The following is a 19018-nucleotide window of genomic DNA, read 5'->3' on the forward strand; positions in this document are numbered from 1 at the left end:
TGAAGTTGAGCGTCTTGTTGTTGAGAAAATCCTCGATCTCAACATCAACAATCGGAGACTGCCGATTATTCAGCATCTCAACCTTTTCCGGGACAATATCCAGCGCAACCACTTCATTGTGCTGGGATAACAACATGGCGTTTGACAGGCCTACATAGCCAGTCCCTGCGACTGCAATCTTCATACTCACCACTTCCTGATGCCTATTACCAGCCAGATCAAGCCAGACTATTCAAAATTCGTTCACAAGCTTCTGCCGGATCAGCGGCCTGGGTAATCGGACGACCAATCACCATGTAATCCACCCCCGCAGCCACAGCCTGCTCTGGCGTCATCACCCGCTTCTGGTCCTGAGCATCAGCCCAGGACGGACGAATGCCTGGCGTAACGGTTTTGAAATCGGCACCACAATGACGGCGAATAATGCCCACTTCCTGAGCGGAACAAACAACACCATCTAGACCCGAAGCCTGAGCCAGCTGCGCCAGCCGCTGCACCTGCACCGCAGGCTCAATATCCAGACCGATTCCGGCCAGATCACCCTGATCCATCGAGGTCAGCACAGTCACACCAATCAGCAACGGCTGATGGGATTTTTTCTCCAGCTCATTACGAGCCGCTTCCATCATGCGACGGCCACCACTGGCGTGCACGTTCACCATCCAGACACCCATATCCGCAGCAACACCAACCGCCTTGGCACAGGTGTTCGGAATGTCGTGGAATTTGAGGTCAAGGAAGACTTCAAAACCCTGCTGGTGCAGCTGGTCAAGAATCGCCGGACCGCAAGCGGTGTAGAGCTCCTTGCCCACCTTGACGCGACATTTGGCCGGATCCAGCAAGCGTGCCATTTCAACAGCACTATCCAGTGTTGGGTAATCCAGCGCAACTACAATAGGGGAAAGATTGGTCATAAATCGTCGATAGAAATAGTAGAGACCCGCGTAGGGGAAATGGCTTTGAGACTGGCCCAGTCCTTACAACTGGGACAGCGCCAATGAAACTGGCGGGCCTTGAAACCACAATGCCCACAGACAAACGCCGCTTCACTGGCATTAATTCGCTGCAGAATATCATAGACCCCATGCGCCTGCGACTCGCTGAGCTGACGCTGGAACGATAGCATCAAGCCCAGCATGGCCACATAGCCGCGGTAGGATGGATGACTCTCCAGATCACTGATAAAGGTCTGCAATGCCACATCTGTATTATCAACCCGGGCTACCGCTTCCGCTTTGGCAACCAGCGCAGGAACAAAATCGAGGGTGACATTATGACGCTTCAGATGAGCCAGCAAGCCACTGTAGTCATCTACCTGATGGAAGGAATCCACCATTTTCTCCAGTAGCGAAATAATGCAACCGGAATCAATTTCCAGCGCTTTCAGATAGCAGCGAATGGCTTCGTGAAACTCATGCTGGGAATATGCCATGTTGCCCAGCACCACAAACGCGCGGGCACAGCCACTATCAACTTTCAGCGCCTGCCGACAGAGATTACGGGTTTCGATAAAGTCACCGCGAGTCGATGCTTTTTCAGCCATTTCGCAGGCGGCATGGGCAATCCGCCGCTGCAGCTGCGAGGTCATCGGGAAGCGTTTGCCTGCCGCCAACTCCAGAATACGCAGCCACTCGCCTTCCTCTTCCAGCAAGCGGATCAGGCTGGTTGCAGCCTTCTCCTGAATCTGCCCCTTGCCTTCCAACAACTCAACCAGCAACCGCTCGGCGCGATCATGCAAACCAGCAGCGGCATAATCCATCGCCAGTTCCAGCTCCAGAGACTGCAGCAAGGGCTTCGGCAAATCAGTGCGGGCAAACAGGGTTTGATGCAAATGAATGGCACGTTCGACCTCGCCCTTCTCGCGCAAGCTGCGGCCAAGCTTGAGAAACAGGTCAACGGTATCTTCATCAAGGGTTTGGGCATTCACCAACCGTTTCAACGCGGCATCGGAGTTTTGCGAGAAAATAAGCTCGACACTGGGAATCCAGTCCGGTGAGGAAAGTTTTTTCTGCGATCTGGCTGAGCGACTCCCCAGAAACCAGCCCGCAGCAGTGCCCGTCAACACCAACAGGAAGACAAGCATGGACTCAATCATAGTTGACCCTATGGCAGGCGCCCCAGACGGTCCTGGGCATCGGCCAATTGTTTTTCCAGGCGACGAATCTGGCGTTTACGCGCCAGGATGGTCACAGCCCCAACCAGAATCCCCAACGCACAACCGAGCGCGAGAATAAAGCCGAACCAGAGTGCCAGCGGCAGTACCAGTGGCTCTCCAACCAGAAAGTTGACTGCCACATCAGCGCTGTTGCGAGATGCGAACGCCAGACAGTAAACAAAAATCAACAGGAAGGATATCAGGCTTAGGGCCAATCTGATTTTCTTGATCATGTGGCGACGGACTTCCCCAGCCTTAATAATATGGTTCAAGAGCGTCGTTTACCTGGTCACGAAGATCCTTGCCCGGCTTGAAATGCGGCACAAACTTGCCGTGCAGCTCTACAGCTTCGCCGGTTTTTGGATTACGGCCCTTACGCGGTGCCCGGTAATGCAATGAGAAACTGCCAAATCCGCGAATCTCAATACGATCACCCGACGACAGGGTCATGGACATATAATCCAGCATGGTCTTCACCGCCAGCTCGACGTCCTTCGGCGACAGCTGCGGTTGTCTGCTAACGATGCGCTCAATTAACTCCGATTTGGTCACAGCACATTCCTCCGTGAGGTGACTGCTTCAAAATAATTGTTTTCAAATCATGCAGTTAGCTTATGACAATTGCAACCACTGGAGAAAGATTTGTGGTTTTGTCCGCTTTCTTTGGCAGCTGTCCCGATTACAGACATAAAAAAACCCGCCGAAGCGGGTTTTTTTAATCAGGATAGCTTAGTCTTTCTGACCCAGCTGTTCCTTGATCAGGTCACCAATAGTGGTAGGACCAGATACTTCAGAGTCGGCCTTAGCACGAACATCTTTCAGAGCCTGACGGTCATCTGCAGAATCCTTCGCACGAACAGAGATGTTCAGAGCACGGTTCTTGCGATCAACCAGAGTGATGGCAGCTTCAACTTCGTCACCTTCGTTCAGAACGGTGCGAGCATCTTCTACCTTGTCACGGCTGATTTCAGAAGCCTTCAGAACCGCTTCAACGCCTGGAGCAACTTCAACGATAGCAGCTTTGGCATCAACGGAAATTACTTTACCAGTGATGATAGCGCCTTTGTCGTTTTCAGCTACGAAGTCATTGAATGGATCATTTTCCAGCTGCTTCACGCCCAGAGAGATACGCTCACGCTCTGGATCGATAGACAGGATAACGGTTTCCAGTTCGTCGCCTTTCTTGTAGTTACGAACGGCTTCTTCGCCGTTGTCGTTCCAGGAAATGTCAGACAGGTGAACCAGACCGTCGATACCGCCGTCCAGACCGATGAAGATACCGAAGTCAGTGATAGACTTGATCTTGCCGGAAATCTTGTCGCCCTTATTGAACTGAGTGCCGAATGCTTCCCATGGGTTCATGGTGCACTGCTTGATACCCAGAGAGATACGACGACGTTCTTCGTCGATATCCAGGACCATAACGTCGATTTCGTCGCCAACCTGAACAACCTTGGATGGGTGGATGTTCTTGTTGGTCCAATCCATTTCGGATACGTGAACCAGACCTTCAACGCCTTCTTCCAGCTCAGCGAAACAGCCGTAGTCAGTCAGGTTGGTTACGCGAGCCTTAACGATGGCGCTTTCTGGGTAACGATCGTTGATGTTAACCCATGGATCATCACCCAGCTGCTTCAGACCCAGAGAAACGCGGTTGCGCTCACGGTCGAACTTCAGAACCTTAACGTCGATCTCGTCACCAACAGCAACGATTTCGCTTGGGTGCTTGATGCGCTTCCAGGCCATGTCAGTGATGTGCAGCAGGCCGTCAACACCACCCAGATCTACGAACGCGCCGTAGTCGGTCAGGTTCTTGACGATACCCTTGACAGACTGACCTTCCTGCAGGTTGGCCAGCAGCTCTTCACGCTCTTGAGAGTTGGCTGCTTCCAGAACTGCACGACGGGAAACAACAACGTTGTTACGCTTGGCGTCCAGTTTGATAACCTTGAACTCCAGCTCTTTACCTTCCAGGTGTGCGGTGTCGCGTACTGGACGTACGTCAACCAGGGAACCTGGCAGGAAGGCACGGATGTTCTTCAGATCAACAGTGAAACCACCCTTGACCTTGCCGTTGATGATACCGGTAACCAGCTCTTCTGCTTCGAAGGCTTTTTCCAGCTCTTTCCAGCTTTCAGCGCGCTTGGCTTTTTCACGAGACAGGCGAGTTTCACCGAAGCCATCTTCTACAGCTTCTAGGGAAACCTGGGTTTCGTCGCCGATAGCAACTTCCAGTTCACCTTTTTCGTTCAGGAATTGGCTGCGAGGAATAACAGCTTCAGACTTCAGACCAGAGTTAACAGTTACCCAGTCGCTGTCGATGTCAACAACGGTACCGGTAACGATAGAACCAGGCTGCATGTCCAGTTCTTTCAAGGATTCTTCAAACAGATCAGCAAAGCTTTCGCTCATGAATAACACCTATATAGTCGCGCGCATCCGGGGTTGGATTACCGGACATCATCGCATTCCAAATGGCCAGACATTTGGGGTTAGTCAGACAAAAAATCCATCGCGTTATCTGGCTCCTTAGGGCAGGAGGCTGGCAAGCGCGGGGATTTCATCTCAGATCAAACCAGCTTCACGAACAAGCTGGAGTACCTGGCTACACACTTCGTCGATTGAAAGTTCAGTACTATCAATAACTTGTGCGTCTTCAGCCGGTCTCAGTGGCGCTACAGCACGGTTGCTGTCACGCTCATCGCGAGCCTGGATGTCTTCGATAAGGGCCAGTAAACTAGCATTTATTCCCTTGTCAAGCAACTGTTGATGGCGCCGACGGCCCCTTTCTTCAGCACTTGCCGTCAGGAAAACCTTGACCTCGGCATCGGTGAAAACCACCGTCCCCATATCCCGGCCATCGGCAATCAAACCGGGCGCGGCACGGAAATCCCGCTGCCGCTGCAGCAGCGCATCGCGCACTGCTGGCAAGGCAGCAACCTGCGATGCCAGGCTGCCCACATCTTCGGTACGAATGGTCGTGGTGACGTTTTCACCTTCCAGCATTACTTCGACGCCTTCGGCAGTCGGCGCAAAACGCACATCCAGACTGGCCGCCACCGCCGCTACCGCGGGCTCATCGTCCAGCGCAATCTGCTTGCGCGATGCCGCCAGGCCGGTAATCCGGTAGAGCGCACCACTGTCCAGCAAGTGCCAGTTCAGCTGTTCAGCCAGACGGGCACAGACAGTGCCCTTGCCAGCCCCGGATGGTCCATCAATAGCGATGACTGCCGCGCGTTTGGTCATAATCCTTATTCCCCTGCGCCGTCAGCCTCGACACTCAGGCCAACGCTGTTTACCAGTTCAACAAAGCCCGGGAAGGAGGTCGCCACGTTGGCGCAATCCAACACTTCGATTGGCGCGCTGCCACGCAGCGAGGCAATGGTAAAGCTCATGGCAATCCGGTGATCACCATGGCTGGCAACGGTACCCGCCGCAAAACTGCCAGCCGCACCAAAACCAGGAATGATCGCACCGTCAGGTGTACCTTTGGCGGCCACGCCCAGCGCATTCAGACCATCAACCATGGACTGGATACGATCGCTTTCCTTGACGCGCAGCTCTTCAGCACCGGTCAGGATGGTTTCGCCTTCAGCACAGGCGGCAGCGATAAACAGTGCCGGGAATTCATCAATTGCCAATGGCACCTGATCTTCCGGAATATGAATACCTTTCAGCGGTGCGTAACGTACACGGATGTCAGCCACTGGCTCGCCGCCGACTTCGCGTTCATTCAGCACTTCAATATTACCGCCCATGGCGCGCAGGATATTGATCACGCCGATACGGGTCGGGTTAATACCAACGTGCTCCAGGGTGATATCAGAACCCGGAGCAATCGACGCGCCCACCATAAAGAAAGCGGTCGAGGAAATATCAGAAGGTACGTCGATGGTGGTTGCTGTCAGCTCTCCGCCAGATTTGATGGTGACTGTGCTGCCATCCACCTGCACGTCGTAGCCAAAACCCTTCAGCATACGTTCAGTGTGATCACGGGTTGGCGCCGGTTCGGTCACCGAGGTTTCGCCTTCAGCGTACAAACCCGCCAGCAACACACAGCTTTTCACCTGGGCACTGGCCATTGGCAGATCATAGTGAATGCCCTTGAGCTTGCTGCTGCCCTTGATTTTCAGCGGTGGACGACCACCTTCTGCGGTTTCAACTTCAGCCCCCATCAAACGCAGCGGATCCGCCACACGACCCATTGGACGCTTGCTGAGCGACTCGTCGCCACTCATTTCAACGTCAAAGGTCTGGCCTGCCAGCAAGCCTGCCAGCAGTCGAATGGAAGTACCTGAGTTACCCACATACAGAGAATTGGCTGGTGCTTTCAGACCATGCAAACCAACCCCGTGAATAGTCACCCGGCCACGATGCGGGCCTTCAATCACCACCCCCATGTCACGGAACGCCTGCAACGTTGCCAGGCTGTCTTCACCTTCCAGGAAACCACTGACTTCAGTGACGCCATTAGCCAGCGAACCCAGCATGATGGAACGGTGGGAAATAGACTTGTCGCCAGGTACACGGAAAGTACCGGACATCACGTTGGACGGGTTTGCCTTGTAGGTAAGTGAGCTGGTTTTCATAGGTTCCACAAAAGCCCGGCGGGCGAGTATGTTCGAAAAGTGATCACGGGCAGCCTTGGCACGGGTCAGCACTCCCATCAGAGTGGTCTGATCGTTGTCCTCAATAGCAGCTCGCAGCTTGACCAGATCAGCATTAAACAGATCCAGGGTTGCCAACAGGTGCTCACGATTGGCAGTAAAAATATCACGCCACATTTCCGGGCTACTGGCCGCGATACGGGTAAAGTCGCGGAAGCCACCGGCAGCGTAATTGAAAATTTCCTTGTTTTCGTGACTGTTCGCCAGGGTATCAACCAGCGAATAGGCCAGCAGGTGTGGCAAATGGCTGGTCGCCGCCAACACCTCGTCGTGGTGGCCCACCGACATGGTTTCCACGTCTGCTTCCACCGCCTGCCAGGCCTGAATCACCAGATCCAGTGCAGCAGGGCTGGTATTGCTTTCGGTCGTGACAATCACTTTGTGGCGACAGAACAAATCACCGTCGGCTGCCTTCACACCACTACGTTCGGAACCGGCAATCGGATGACCCAGCACAAAACGGTCAAACTGGTCGCCAAACACAGCCCTGGCATCACGGGCAACCGAGCCTTTAACCGAGCCCACATCGGTAATGACCGCATGAGCAGGCAAGCCTTCTGCGACCGACTCCAGTACCGGCCGAATCGACAGAATCGGCACGGATACAATCACCAGATCGGCATCCAGCACCGCTTCCGCTGGCGTCAGCGCAAAGCGGTCGATAATGCCCATCTGCAGACCCAGCTGCATGGAGTCGAGGTTGCGGTCACAACCCACTACCTCTGCCACACAGCCGCGGTCACGCAGCCCCTTGACCCAGGAACAACCAATCAGTCCGAGGCCAATGACTGCAATGCGCTTGATAAAAAACGGGTTATCCGAACTCAAGCCAACACCTTCTTCAGTGCCTCAATAAAGGTCTGGTTTTCCGCCTGGGTGCCAATGGATACACGGATATATCCTGGCATCTGGTAGTTGGCTACCGGACGAATAATCACACCCTGAGCCAGCAACTGCTGGTTCACTTCAGCATCCTTGTAACCTTCCGGCAGCTTGAAGCAAACGAAGTTACCCACGGACGGAATGTAGCTCAGCTTCAGCTCCTCGAAAGCTGCTGTCAGCTGCGCCATGCCCTGGCTGTTTACCTCAAGGCTTTTCGCCAGGTAGGCATCATCCATCAGGGCTGCACGGGCAGCAGCCAGCGCAAAGGAGTCCACGTTGAATGGCGGACGAATACGGTTCATCAAGTCAGCCAGTTGCGGGCTGGAAACACTGAATCCAACACGCAGTGACGCCAGGCCATAGGCCTTGGAGAAGGTACGGGAAACCACCAGGTTCGGATACTGGCTGAGGTAATCCATGCCGTTCGGGTAGTCTGGCTTGTTAACAAACTCGAAATAGGCTTCATCCAGCAACACCACAACGTTTTCCGGTACGGCTTGCAGGAAAGCTTCAAACTCGTCACGGGTATTGTAGGTACCGGTCGGGTTGTTCGGGTTGGTCACAAACACAATACGGGTCTTGTCATTGATTGCTGCCGCCATGGCTGCCAGATCATGTCCCCAGTTAACCGCCGGGACCTCAATCACATCTCCACCCGCTGCGCGGGTAACCAGACCGTAGATAGAGAATGAGTGAGCAGCCACAACCACGTTGTCGCCTTTCTCGATGAATACCCGCACGATGAAATCGAGAATATCGCTGGAGCCGTTACCCAGAGTGATCTGGTTCATTTCAACGCCCAGACGCTTGCACAGCTCGGCCTTCAGTTCAAAACCGGCACCGTCGGGGTAACGGGTCAGCTCGGCCAGTTGTTCCTTGATCGCCGCTTCAATCGCAGGAGAAGGGCCAAGCGGGTTTTCGTTGCTGGCCAGTTTAACGATATCGGCTTCATTCAGACCCAGTTCACGCGCCAGTTCATCAATTGGTTTGCCGGGCTGATATGGATGCAGTCCCTGAACACCGGAAACCGCCAAATCAAGAAAGTTAACGCTCATAGTTGCTTCTCTCAGAATGGCCAAATGGCCATCAAAACAGGTTCAAATAGGTCCAAATCAGAGTCTTGGTCGATTATCAAAGCACGGCTTTTGGATAAGAGCCCAGCCATTTGTAATCGGATGCCAGTTGCTGCAGACGCTCCAGTACCGGATTGATGTCCGGGTCTTCGCAATGGCCTTCAAAATCGATAAAAAATGCGTAGTTCCAGGTACCTGAACGGGCTGGCCGCGTTTCGATACGGGTCAGGCTGATACCGGCCTCATGGAATGGTGCCAGCACCTGATACAGCGCGCCTGGCTGGTTTCGGCTGGACACCATAATGGAGGTCTTGTCATCACCACTCGGCGTGGTCAGCTGGCGGCCAACGATCAGGAAACGCGTGGTGTTGTCCGGCCGATCCTCAATATTGGAATGCAGCAGGTTGAGCTGATACAGATCTGCCGCCACTTCACCGGCTATCGCTGCGCAATCAGCTTCCTGACTGGCTCGCAGCGCCGCGTCGGCATTGGAGTTAACAGCAATACGCTCGGCATTGGGGAAATGCTGGTCAAGCCAGCGACGGCACTGACCCAAAGACTGCGAGTGGGAATAAATGCGCTTGATGGACGCACCATCGCCCTGCGACATCAGATGGTGATGAATACGCAGGGTCACTTCGCCACAGACGTGCAGATTGGAGTCAAAGAAACTGTCGAGAGTGTGGGTCACCACGCCTTCGGTAGAGTTTTCAACCGGCACCACGCCATAGTTGGCGGAGCCGCTTTCCACTTCGCGGAAGACATCGGCTATCGACACCTGACTCTTGCATTGCACCGAGTGGCCAAAATGCTTGACGGTCGCCTGTTGGGTAAAAGTCCCTTCAGGGCCAAGAAAGGCAACATTCAGCGGTTCTTCCAGCGCCAGGCATTGGGACATGATTTCACGGAACAGCCGCGCCATACCCTCACCGGAAAGCGGGCCTTCATTACGCTCCATCACACTGCGAAGCACCTGGGCTTCCCGCTCAGGACGATAAAATACAACCTGCTCACCGGGAGCCGCGTATCTCTCTTTCACCTCCGCGACCTGTTGCGCACAACGGGCCCGCTGGTTGATCAACTCCTGAATCTGGCGATCTATCGAATCGATGGATTGACGGAGTTGTTCGAGTTCCTGAGCTTCAGTCATGATTTGCCTTGCTGTCGTTCTTGTCATTGGATGTCTTGCCTGCCGCCAGCAAGGCAGCAGGCAGATGGGTTGTCAGTCAGCGCTTGCCGACCTCACCCGTTACGGCGAGCAAATTCTGCCATAAAGTCGATCAACGCAGTGACCGCTTCTTCCGGTACGGCGTTGTAGATGCTGGCACGCATGCCACCCACACTACGGTGACCAGCCAGATTCAGCAAACCGGCCGCTTCACTTTCTTGCAGGAACAGCTTGTCGAGCGAACTGTCCGCCAGGGTAAATGGCACGTTCATGATCGAGCGATTATTGACTGCCACCGGGTTGGCGTAGAAATCATTGGTATCAATGAAGTCATACAGGCGCTTGGCCTTACGATGGTTGATGGCAGCAATCGCCTCAACACCACCCTGCTCTTTCAACCATTCAAACACCAGACCAGACAGGTACCAGCTATAGGTTGGCGGCGTGTTGTACATGGAGTCGGCATCCGCGCAGACCTTGTAGTCCAGCATGGTTGGGGTACAGGCCTGGGCATTGCCAATCAGGTCTTCACGCACAATCACCACACACAGACCGGCCGGGCCAATGTTCTTCTGGGCACCAGCGTAGATCATGCCAAACTTGGTGACATCCAGCGGTTCCGCCAGGATGCAGGAAGACAGGTCAGCAACCAGCGGTACATCACCGGTTTGCGGAATGTAGTCGAACGCGACACCACCAATGGTTTCGTTCGGGCAGTAGTGAACGTAATCGGCGTCAGCAGACAATTGCAGCTCAGCCTGGCTCGGTGCCGAGGTGAAGTTATTGCCAGCCGTAGTTGCCGCAACGTTAACCTGAGCAAAACGCTTGCCTTCTTCCAGCGCCTTTTTGGACCACTGACCGGTAACGATCTGGTCAACCTTGCCGGATTTGTTGGCAAGGTTCAGTGGCACCATGGCGAACTGGCTGCTGGCCCCGCCCTGCATAAACATCACCTTGTAGTTTTCAGGGATGTTCATCAGATCGCGCAGATCCAGCTCGGCTTTTTTGCAAACTTCCACGACGTCTTTATGACGGTGGCTCATTTCCATCAGCGACAGGCCTTTGCCACGCCAGTCAACCATTTCCGCGCTGGCGCGTTCCAGCACCGCAGTTGGCAGAGCAGCTGGCCCTGCACAGAAGTTAAACGCTCGGCTCATTCTTTCGATTGCCCTTGATTGAAAACCAACGACGCCTTACTCAGCGTCGTCTTCGGTATTGTCTTCGGTATTGTCTTCGGTATTGCTGTCAGTCGCTGGCTGGTCATCAGCGGCAGCGGCTGTGTTATCAACATCACCGACTTCGCCAGTGGCGTCGATCAGAGCATTGTCTTCATCCTCTTCCGGATCACAGATACGCTCCAGACCAACCAGTTTTTCCTTGTCGTTAACCTTGATCAGGGTAACACCCTGGGTATTACGACCGAGACGAGAGACTTCGTTGACGCGCGTACGAACCAGCGTACCCTGGTCACTGATCAGCATCACTTCGTCGCCATCAAACACCTGCACAGCACCGACCAGACGACCGTTACGATCACTGGTTACCATGGCGATAACACCCTGGGTACCACGGCCCTTGGTCGGGAATTCGGTAACATCGGTACGCTTGCCGAAACCACGCTCGGAAGCGGTCAGTACAGCACCGTTTTCCTGCGGCACGATCAGCGAGATCACCTGTTGATCATCGGTCAGCTTGATACCACGCACACCGCGGGCAGTACGACCCATTGCACGGACATCGGATTCCTTGAAGCGAACCGCCTTGCCAGCATCCGACAACAGCATGATTTCCTGGCTGCCATCAGTGATATCAACGCCAACCAGCCAGTCGCCTTCATCCAGCTCACACGCGATCAGGCCGCTGGAACGTGGACGGGAGAACTGATCCAGAGTGGTCTTCTTGACCGTTCCGCGCGCAGTCGCCATAAAGACGTACTGGTCTTCGCTGTATTCCTCGACCGGCAGAATAGCGGTAATACGCTCACCTTCATCGAGCGCCAGCACGTTCACAATCGGACGGCCCTTGGCGTTACGGGAAGCTTGCGGAATATCGTAAACCGTCAGCCAGTACACCTTGCCAGCGTCAGTGAAGCACAACACGGTATCGTGGCTGTTCACCACCAGCAGGTGTTCAATAAAGTCTTCATCTTTCACGGAAGTCGCAGAGCGACCCTTGCCACCACGCTTCTGCGCCTGATAGGCATCAATTGGCTGGGTCTTGGCGTAACCGCCATGAGACAGGGTCAGCACCAGATCTTCGACCGGAATCAGGTCAGCCATGCTCAGATCGCGTTTCACGGCGATAATTTCAGACTTGCGCTCGTCGCCGTATTCGTCACGAATGGCTTCCAGCTCTTCCCGAATCACCTGCATCAGACGCTCTGGTGAACCCAGAATCTCCAGATACTCGGCGATTTCTTCCAGTTTCTGCTGGTATTCCTCGATCAGCTTTTCGTGTTCCAGGCCGGTCAGCTTTTGCAGACGCAGATCCAGAATCGCCTGCGCCTGAGCTGGCGACAGATAATATTTGCCGTTGCGGAAACCAAATTCTTCCGGCAGATCGTCCGGGCGACAGGCGTCTTCACCGGCACGCTCAAGCATATCCAGTACATCACCCGGATCCCAGGCAGTGTTGATCAGACGTTCTTTCGCTTCAGCACCGGTCGGTGATGATTTGATCAGCTCGATCACTGGATCGATATTAGCCAGCGCCAGCGCCAGGCCTTCGAGCAGATGTCCACGCTCACGGGCCTTGCGCAGATCGTAAATGGTACGACGGGTAACCACTTCACGACGGTGCTTGACGAAGGCATCGAGCAAATCTTTCAGATTGAGAATTTTTGGCTGGCCATCAACCAGCGCCACGGTATTGATACCAAACACGCCCTGCAACTGGGTCTGGGCGAACAGGTTGTTCAGCACCACTTCCGGCATTTCGCCGCGACGCAGTTCCACCACGATACGCATACCGTCCTTGTCGGACTCGTCGCGCAGTTCGGTAATACCTTCCAGTTTCTTTTCCTTCACCAGCTCGGCAATCTTTTCGATCAGACGAGCCTTGTTTACCATGTACGGGATTTCGGTGAAGATAATGCTGACCTTGCCGTTGCGCTCGTCTTCCTCAAAGTGATGACGGGCCCGCAGGTAGATACGGCCACGGCCGGTGCGATAGGCTTCAACAATGCCATCACGACCGTTAATAAAGGCACCGGTCGGGAAATCCGGCCCCGGGATGTATTCCATCAGGCCATCGACATCAATGTTCGGGTTGTCGATCAAAGCCAGACAGCCGCTCAGCACTTCACGCAGGTTGTGAGGCGGAATGTTGGTCGCCATCCCCACGGCAATACCGGCAGAGCCGTTCACCAGCAGGTTCGGTACGCGGGTCGGCAGCACATCCGGAATCTGTTCGGTACCGTCGTAGTTAGGTACCCAGTCAACCGTTTCCTTGTCGATGTCTGCCAGCATGTCGTGGCTGATCTTGGCCATACGGATTTCGGTATAACGCATCGCCGCAGCGGAGTCGCCGTCGATCGAACCGAAGTTGCCCTGGCCATCCACCAGGGTATAACGCATGGAAAAATCCTGCGCCATACGCACAATGGTGTCGTAAACCGCAGAGTCACCGTGAGGGTGGTATTTACCGATTACATCACCAACCACACGGGCTGATTTTTTGTATGGTTTGTTCCAGTCATTGCCCAGTACGTTCATGGCGTGCAGAACACGACGGTGTACCGGTTTCAGACCATCCCGCACATCGGGCAATGCACGCCCTACGATAACGCTCATGGCGTAGTCGAGGTAGGACTGTTGCAATTCATCTTCGATGTTAATCGGGAGAACTTCTTTGGCTAACTCACCCATAGACTCTTGAGATCCGTACTATTTGTCGCTTGGTGGCAATGGCTTGATCAACGTCGATGGTTGACGGACAGCCGCTTTGACGATTTTATAAAATACCCGTCAAACGAAGCGCGTAAGCATACCACAATTGTCCTGATTACCTAGGTGCTGGAATGCTCATTAATTGCCCAGACGGCCTCTCAGCGCTGCCAAAGCTCGAAAAGCCACACCCAAATGCCCCCTATCACAAAAGCCAAAAAATCTCCCTGACGGGATTTTGAACGCTTTTCGATCAATTTCCGTTCAATTCATCAAACCAGTGAGGTCGATCTTGCAGGGCAACGGTTGTTATACTCCGCCCAGTTAACCAAGCATGTTCCGGGGATCCAATGACTGCAGATCTGCGCCTCAACGCCCGCTGGCTTCTTACCATGGCCGACGCCACTGCCACCGTGCAGGAAAACGTCGCTGTTTTTATCAGCAACGGCCGCATCGACAGCATAGAGCCACAGGACTCTACTCGCCTGGCTGCTGCAACCATCGAACTTGGCCAGCATGTCTTGATGCCAGGTTACGTCAATGCTCACGGCCACGCGGCGATGTCACTGTTTCGAGGCATGGCAGACGATCTGGCGCTGATGACCTGGCTGCAGGAACACATCTGGCCAGCCGAAGGGCGCTGGGTCGGCCCGGAGTTTGTTTATGCTGGCACCCGGCTGGCAGTGGCGGAAATGCTCAAGGCTGGTACCACCACCTTTGCCGACATGTATTTCTTCCCGCACGATGCCATTCAGGCATCGGTTGAAGCCGGTATCCGCCACGTCAGCTTTACACCGATTCTCGACTTCCCGACCAACTTCGCTGCTAACGCTGATGAGTACATCAAGAAGGCCCTGAAGCTGGATGACAAGTTTGGTAAACAGCCACTGGTAACACTCGGACTCGGCCCGCACGCCCCCTACACGGTTTCCGACGGTCCGCTAAGACAGATCCGCGTGATTGCCGATGAAAAACGCATGCCGGTGCAAATTCACCTGCACGAAACCGCTTTTGAAGTTGAGGAAAGCCTGCAGAAATATGGCAAACGGCCAACCCGTCGCCTGCAAGAGCTTGGTTTTTTGAACGCGCAAACCAGCTGTGTACACATGACCCAGATCGACGACAGCGATGTTGAAATCCTGCAGCATAGCGGTGCCAGCGTGGTGCACTGTCCGGAGTCCAACCTCAAGCTCGCCAGTGGTTTCTGCCCCACCGCCAAACTGCTGGCGGCTGGTGTCAATCTGGGGCTTGGTACCGATGGTGCCGCCAGCAACAATGACCTCAACCTGCAGGGCGAAATGAAAACCGCCGCCATGCTGGCCAAGGCGGTGGCCGCCGATGCGGCAGCGGTACCGGCTGCACAGGCGCTGTATATGGCAACCCACGGCAGTGCCAGAGCACTCGGCATCGCCAGCCAGACCGGCTCGATCGAAGCTGGTAAATGGGCCGACCTGCAGGCCATTGACATGTCGGTGCTGCCACAGCAGCCCTTGTTCGATGTGATATCCCAGCTGGTCTACACCGACAGCAGCCGCTCTACCAGCCATGTCTGGGTAGCCGGCAAACTGCTGTTGGACCAGGGTCAGCTGACCACCATTGACGAAGACCAGATGATTGCCCAGGCCCAGCAATGGGCAACCCGAATCAAACAGGGCTGATGCCCATTTCCGGCAGCTGGCCGTACGCCAGCGTCGGCTGACAGGAACAGAGAATGACTGAACACAGCACGCCGAACGTTGATCCAACCGAAGTCGCCAAATTTGAAGCACTGGCCAGTCGTTGGTGGGACCCTGACAGCGAGTTCAAACCGCTCCACGAAATCAATCCGCTGCGTTGCAACTACATTGACCAGGCTGCCGAACTGGCCGGTAAAAAGGTGCTGGATGTCGGCTGTGGCGGCGGCTTGCTGAGTGAAGCTATGGCCCAGCGTGGTGCCAACGTTACCGGCATTGATATGGGCGAAGCGCCACTCAACGTAGCCAAACTGCATTCACTGGAAAGCGGTGTCAGCATCAACTACCAGCGTATTCCGGTGGAACAACTGGCAGCTGAACAGCCCGCCAGCTTTGATGTGGTTACCTGTCTGGAAATGCTTGAGCACGTCCCCGATCCGGCTTCAATTATCAAAGCCTGTGCGACCTTGGTAAAACCGGGCGGCAAGGTATTTTTCTCCACCATCAACCGCAACCCCAAGGCCTATGCCTTTGCCATTATTGGTGCCGAATACCTTCTCAAGATGCTGCCTGCCGGTACCCATGACTACAACAAGTTCATCAAGCCCAGCGAAATGACCCGCTGGTGTCGTGCTGCCGGCCTGCAAAATGAACACATGACCGGCCTGACCTACAACCCGCTGCTGAAGAACTACAAGCTCAACGACAGCGATGTCAGCGTCAACTACATGCTGGCAACCTCACGACCACTGGCGGATTAAGCATGAGCCAGCCGCATCCGCACGCCATTCTGTTTGACCTAGATGGCACTCTGGTTGACACCGCACCGGACTTCTACGGCGTGGTCAATTCACTGCGCCTGGAAATCGGCAAAAGCGAACTGCCGGTCGATACCATTCGCAAGCAGGTCAGCAACGGCGGTGCCGCATTGGCTGAGCTGACCTGGGAAATCAGCCGCGAACAAGCCGATTTTCTGGATTACCGCAATCGCCTGCTCGACCGCTACGCCGACCAGCTGGCGGTTGGCAGCGGTCTGTTTGCAGGCTTCGATGCCGTACTGCAAGAGCTGGAATTGATTGGTATCCAGTGGGGCATCGTCACCAACAAGCCACGTCGTTTCTCAGTGCCACTACTGCAGAAGCTGGGCATCCATACCCGCAGCCTGATTTGTGCTGACGATCTGAGCCGCGCCAAACCCGACCCGGAAGGGCTACTGAAATGCGCCGCCGAACTCGGCGTTGAAGCCAGCGCCTGCTGGTACGTAGGCGATCATATTCGTGACATTCAGGCGGGTAAAGCAGCCGGTATGTTTGCTATCGGAGCGGAGTTTGGCTACATCGACGATCTGGACAACCCGGCCAACTGGCAGGCCGATGCCTACATTACCCAGCCCGCCGATTTGATCACCTTGTTGACGCGCCAGCCCAACTGACGCCAACACCACAGGACACCTTTTGCAATGACAGACACAAGCAACAAGCCTCTTGCAGGCCGCAATATTCTGGTCACCGGTGCCGGTTATGGCATTGGCCGTGAAGCCGCCCTCTGTTACGCCCGTGCTGGCGCTACCGTATTGCTGCTTGGCCGCACCCAGCAAGCCCTCGACGACACCTACGACCTGATCGAAGCGGAAAACCTGCCACAGCCAGCGATTCTGCCATTCGACCTGGAAACCCGCGATGAAGGCCCGTACATCGAGCTGGCGCAGCTGATCAACCAGCACTTTGATCACCTCGACGGTATTTTATTAAACGCCGGTGTATTAGGGCAACGCACCCCGCTCGACAACTACCATGCCGATACTTGGCAGAAGGTCATGCAGATCAATGTGAATGGTCAGTTCATGCTGACCAAGCAGCTGTTGCCGCTGTTGCACCAGGCTCCGGCCGACGCTTCGATCATCTTCACCACCAGCAGCGTCGGTCGTGAAGGCCGGGCATACTGGGGCGCTTATTCGGTCTCCAAGTTCGCCACCGAAGGCCTGATGCAGGTACTGTCACAGGAACTCGAAAACACCAGCCGCATCCGGGTTAACTGCATTAATCCGGGTGCTACCCGCACCAGCATGCGTGCTGCCGCCTACCCGGCAGAAAACCCCGCTCACGTCACCCCGGCTGAAGACCTGATGCCGCTGTATCTGTACCTGATGAGCCCATCCTCAGTTGGTGTCAATGGCCAAAGTCTGGACGCCCAGGGCGAACACGCCTTCGCTGTTCCAGCCTGATTTGCCCAAGCGCCTGCTGTCGTCAGCGGGCGCTGCGATTTTTCGCAACCCTGACTCCCAGCTCCCATTTATCGCTACATTTCTCCCAATTTCTGCAAATACTTGCACTTCTCCAATACACAAAAGCACTGAACTTAATCCCTGAAAATCCCCGTAAATACGAAGTAAAAGCGGGTTTTACAGAGACTTTCTGGCAAAGCAGCCTGCCAACCATGCCAGTCGCCGAACAACCACCACTGGAACGCGATTTTTGGCAATTTTGCCGCCATTGCATTTGAGACAGGTTTGGACAAACTGTGACTGAAGGCTGACTGTGTCTCATCTGGACCAGTTAATCCTCACCCCAGGTCCAGAACCGGACCACCAGAACCGGACCACGGGGAGCCATACCACTCCAGCAAACCGCCTTTGAGAGAGAAAGAGATAATGAAGAAAATCTCCGCTATGCACCTGTTTGTAGCCCTGCTGCTTGGCGCCTTTTCCCAGATATCCTCTGCCGAAGAAACCACCCTCAACCTGTTCACTGAGCAATATCCCCCCTACAGCATGACCACCACCGGCCAACCCTTCGCCCACAGCGGCGACGAAATTGATGGCCTTTGCCCAAGCATCGTCAAACAGCTGTTCAAAAATGCCGGTATTCCATACCACATGCGCCTGCGTAACTGGTCTTACGGCCAAGAGCGGGTACAGCGTCGCAAGGACAACGGTCTGTTCTGTGCTGTGCGTAACGAGGTTCGTGAAAAACAATATCAGTGGGTCGGTCCACTGACGGAAATGCGTGGTGCCCTGTTTGCACTGGCCGACAGTAAAATCAAACTGGCCAACATTGAAGACGCTCGCAAGTACCGGATTGGTGGCTATAAGGGCGATTATTACGCTGACTACCTGATTGCCAAAGGTTTTGACATCAACGTCGCGCCAAGCGATCAGGAAAACCCCAAACGCCTGCAACTCGGCACCATTGATCTGTGGATTTCCGACGCCCTTGCCGGTCCTTACCTGGCAGCCGATCTGGCCGACATGAATGACGTCAAAAATGTCCTGACCTATAGCGTCAACCCGGTTTATCTGGCGATCAACCTGGAAACGGACCCGGCCATCGTCGCCAAACTGCAGGACGCTCTGGAAAAAATGCGCAAGTCAGGCGAGCTGGATACCCTGCAAAGCGCCTACGGGATGTAAACCCGTTAGCGGCAACTACCCCAGCCAGCTTCGTCAAAAATACGCCGAATATCTGACTCATCGCTCACTGCAATGCGTCAGATTTTCGGACGGCCGCAGCGGCAGTT

General features: G+C 54.7%; 16 protein-coding genes and 1 pseudogene. 5 read left to right on the forward strand and 12 right to left on the reverse strand.

What is annotated here, in order from left to right; genetic code table 11:
• The 12 genes and pseudogenes from K6123_RS20620 to gyrA form a co-directional block, all read right to left on the reverse strand.
• Positions 1-184, reverse strand: a pseudogene (locus K6123_RS20620) (UDP-glucose 6-dehydrogenase); the annotation flags it as partial.
• Between the two features lie 34 nt (positions 185-218).
• Entirely contained in the window at positions 219-914 is a 696-nt protein-coding gene (gene pyrF, locus K6123_RS20625) for an orotidine-5'-phosphate decarboxylase (protein WP_221801201.1), read from the reverse strand.
• Positions 911-2095, reverse strand: coding sequence for a hypothetical protein (locus tag K6123_RS20630; protein ID WP_221801204.1), 1185 nt, complete (start codon positions 2093-2095; stop codon positions 911-913). The genes pyrF and K6123_RS20630 overlap by 4 nt, the downstream gene beginning before the upstream one ends.
• Before the next feature lie 8 nt (positions 2096-2103).
• Positions 2104-2388, reverse strand: a complete 285-nt coding sequence (locus K6123_RS20635; protein WP_221801206.1) for a LapA family protein — start codon at positions 2386-2388, stop codon at positions 2104-2106.
• Between the two features lie 22 nt (positions 2389-2410).
• A complete protein-coding gene (gene ihfB, locus K6123_RS20640) occupies positions 2411-2707 on the reverse strand; it encodes an integration host factor subunit beta (RefSeq protein WP_221801208.1) in 297 nt (98 codons plus the stop codon).
• A 177-nt stretch (positions 2708-2884) separates the two neighbouring features.
• Entirely contained in the window at positions 2885-4567 is a 1683-nt protein-coding gene (rpsA, locus tag K6123_RS20645) for a 30S ribosomal protein S1 (protein WP_221801210.1), read from the reverse strand.
• A gap of 153 nt (positions 4568-4720) precedes the next feature.
• Positions 4721-5401, reverse strand: coding sequence for a (d)CMP kinase (gene cmk / locus K6123_RS20650; RefSeq protein ID WP_221801212.1), 681 nt, complete (start codon positions 5399-5401; stop codon positions 4721-4723).
• Positions 5402-5406: 5 nt separating this feature from the next.
• Positions 5407-7650 (reverse strand): bifunctional prephenate dehydrogenase/3-phosphoshikimate 1-carboxyvinyltransferase, encoded by a 2244-nt coding sequence (locus K6123_RS20655; RefSeq protein WP_221801214.1) that lies wholly within the window; start codon positions 7648-7650, stop codon positions 5407-5409.
• Positions 7647-8759, reverse strand: coding sequence for a histidinol-phosphate transaminase (gene hisC, locus K6123_RS20660; protein ID WP_221801216.1), 1113 nt, complete (start codon positions 8757-8759; stop codon positions 7647-7649). The genes K6123_RS20655 and hisC overlap by 4 nt, the downstream gene beginning before the upstream one ends.
• Before the next feature lie 76 nt (positions 8760-8835).
• Positions 8836-9927 carry a prephenate dehydratase gene (gene pheA, locus K6123_RS20665; RefSeq protein WP_221801219.1) on the reverse strand — a complete coding sequence of 364 codons (1092 nt, stop codon included), beginning with the start codon at positions 9925-9927 and terminating at the stop codon, positions 8836-8838.
• A 92-nt stretch (positions 9928-10019) separates the two neighbouring features.
• Positions 10020-11102, reverse strand: a complete 1083-nt coding sequence (gene serC / locus K6123_RS20670; RefSeq protein ID WP_221801221.1) for a 3-phosphoserine/phosphohydroxythreonine transaminase — start codon at positions 11100-11102, stop codon at positions 10020-10022.
• A gap of 36 nt (positions 11103-11138) precedes the next feature.
• Positions 11139-13811 (reverse strand): DNA gyrase subunit A, encoded by a 2673-nt coding sequence (gene gyrA / locus K6123_RS20675; protein WP_221801223.1) that lies wholly within the window; start codon positions 13809-13811, stop codon positions 11139-11141.
• Positions 13812-14179: 368 nt separating this feature from the next.
• Between gyrA and K6123_RS20680 the strand changes: the two genes are divergently transcribed.
• The 5 genes from K6123_RS20680 (at position 14180) to K6123_RS20700 (ending at position 18911) form a co-directional block, all read left to right on the forward strand.
• Entirely contained in the window at positions 14180-15487 is a 1308-nt protein-coding gene (locus tag K6123_RS20680) for a TRZ/ATZ family hydrolase (RefSeq protein WP_221801225.1), read from the forward strand.
• 53 nt (positions 15488-15540) lie between these two features.
• Entirely contained in the window at positions 15541-16263 is a 723-nt protein-coding gene (gene ubiG / locus K6123_RS20685; RefSeq protein WP_221801226.1) for a bifunctional 2-polyprenyl-6-hydroxyphenol methylase/3-demethylubiquinol 3-O-methyltransferase UbiG, read from the forward strand.
• A 2-nt stretch (positions 16264-16265) separates the two neighbouring features.
• The gene (locus tag K6123_RS20690) at positions 16266-16934 is read left to right on the forward strand and encodes an HAD-IA family hydrolase (protein WP_221801229.1); all 669 of its coding nucleotides are present in this window, start codon (positions 16266-16268) and stop codon (positions 16932-16934) included.
• Positions 16935-16961: 27 nt separating this feature from the next.
• The gene (locus K6123_RS20695) at positions 16962-17726 is read left to right on the forward strand and encodes a YciK family oxidoreductase (RefSeq protein ID WP_221801231.1); all 765 of its coding nucleotides are present in this window, start codon (positions 16962-16964) and stop codon (positions 17724-17726) included.
• 426 nt (positions 17727-18152) lie between these two features.
• Positions 18153-18911 (forward strand): substrate-binding periplasmic protein, encoded by a 759-nt coding sequence (locus K6123_RS20700; RefSeq protein ID WP_221801233.1) that lies wholly within the window; start codon positions 18153-18155, stop codon positions 18909-18911.
• Positions 18912-19018: the final 107 nt, after the last annotated feature.

This window comes from Oceanobacter mangrovi (assembly GCF_019740315.1).
Lineage (GTDB): Bacteria > Pseudomonadota > Gammaproteobacteria > Pseudomonadales > Oceanobacteraceae > Oceanobacter > Oceanobacter mangrovi.

Bases quoted from the DNA above. Each gene is read 5' to 3' on its own strand.
- serC (WP_221801221.1), bottom strand. From the start codon at position 11,102: ATGAGCCGAGCGTTTAACTTCTGTGCAGGGCCAGCTGCTCTGCCAACT.
- K6123_RS20700 (WP_221801233.1), top strand. From the start codon at position 18,153: ATGAAGAAAATCTCCGCTATGCACCTGTTTGTAGCCCTGCTGCTTGGC.
- pheA (WP_221801219.1), bottom strand. From the start codon at position 9,927: ATGACTGAAGCTCAGGAACTCGAACAACTCCGTCAATCCATCGATTCG.
- gyrA (WP_221801223.1), bottom strand. From the start codon at position 13,811: ATGGGTGAGTTAGCCAAAGAAGTTCTCCCGATTAACATCGAAGATGAA.
- K6123_RS20690 (WP_221801229.1), top strand. From the start codon at position 16,266: ATGAGCCAGCCGCATCCGCACGCCATTCTGTTTGACCTAGATGGCACT.
- K6123_RS20695 (WP_221801231.1), top strand. From the start codon at position 16,962: ATGACAGACACAAGCAACAAGCCTCTTGCAGGCCGCAATATTCTGGTC.
- K6123_RS20680 (WP_221801225.1), top strand. From the start codon at position 14,180: ATGACTGCAGATCTGCGCCTCAACGCCCGCTGGCTTCTTACCATGGCC.
- rpsA (WP_221801210.1), bottom strand. From the start codon at position 4,567: ATGAGCGAAAGCTTTGCTGATCTGTTTGAAGAATCCTTGAAAGAACTG.
- K6123_RS20635 (WP_221801206.1), bottom strand. From the start codon at position 2,388: ATGATCAAGAAAATCAGATTGGCCCTAAGCCTGATATCCTTCCTGTTG.
- pyrF (WP_221801201.1), bottom strand. From the start codon at position 914: ATGACCAATCTTTCCCCTATTGTAGTTGCGCTGGATTACCCAACACTG.
- hisC (WP_221801216.1), bottom strand. From the start codon at position 8,759: ATGAGCGTTAACTTTCTTGATTTGGCGGTTTCCGGTGTTCAGGGACTG.
- K6123_RS20630 (WP_221801204.1), bottom strand. From the start codon at position 2,095: ATGATTGAGTCCATGCTTGTCTTCCTGTTGGTGTTGACGGGCACTGCT.
- cmk (WP_221801212.1), bottom strand. From the start codon at position 5,401: ATGACCAAACGCGCGGCAGTCATCGCTATTGATGGACCATCCGGGGCT.
- ubiG (WP_221801226.1), top strand. From the start codon at position 15,541: ATGACTGAACACAGCACGCCGAACGTTGATCCAACCGAAGTCGCCAAA.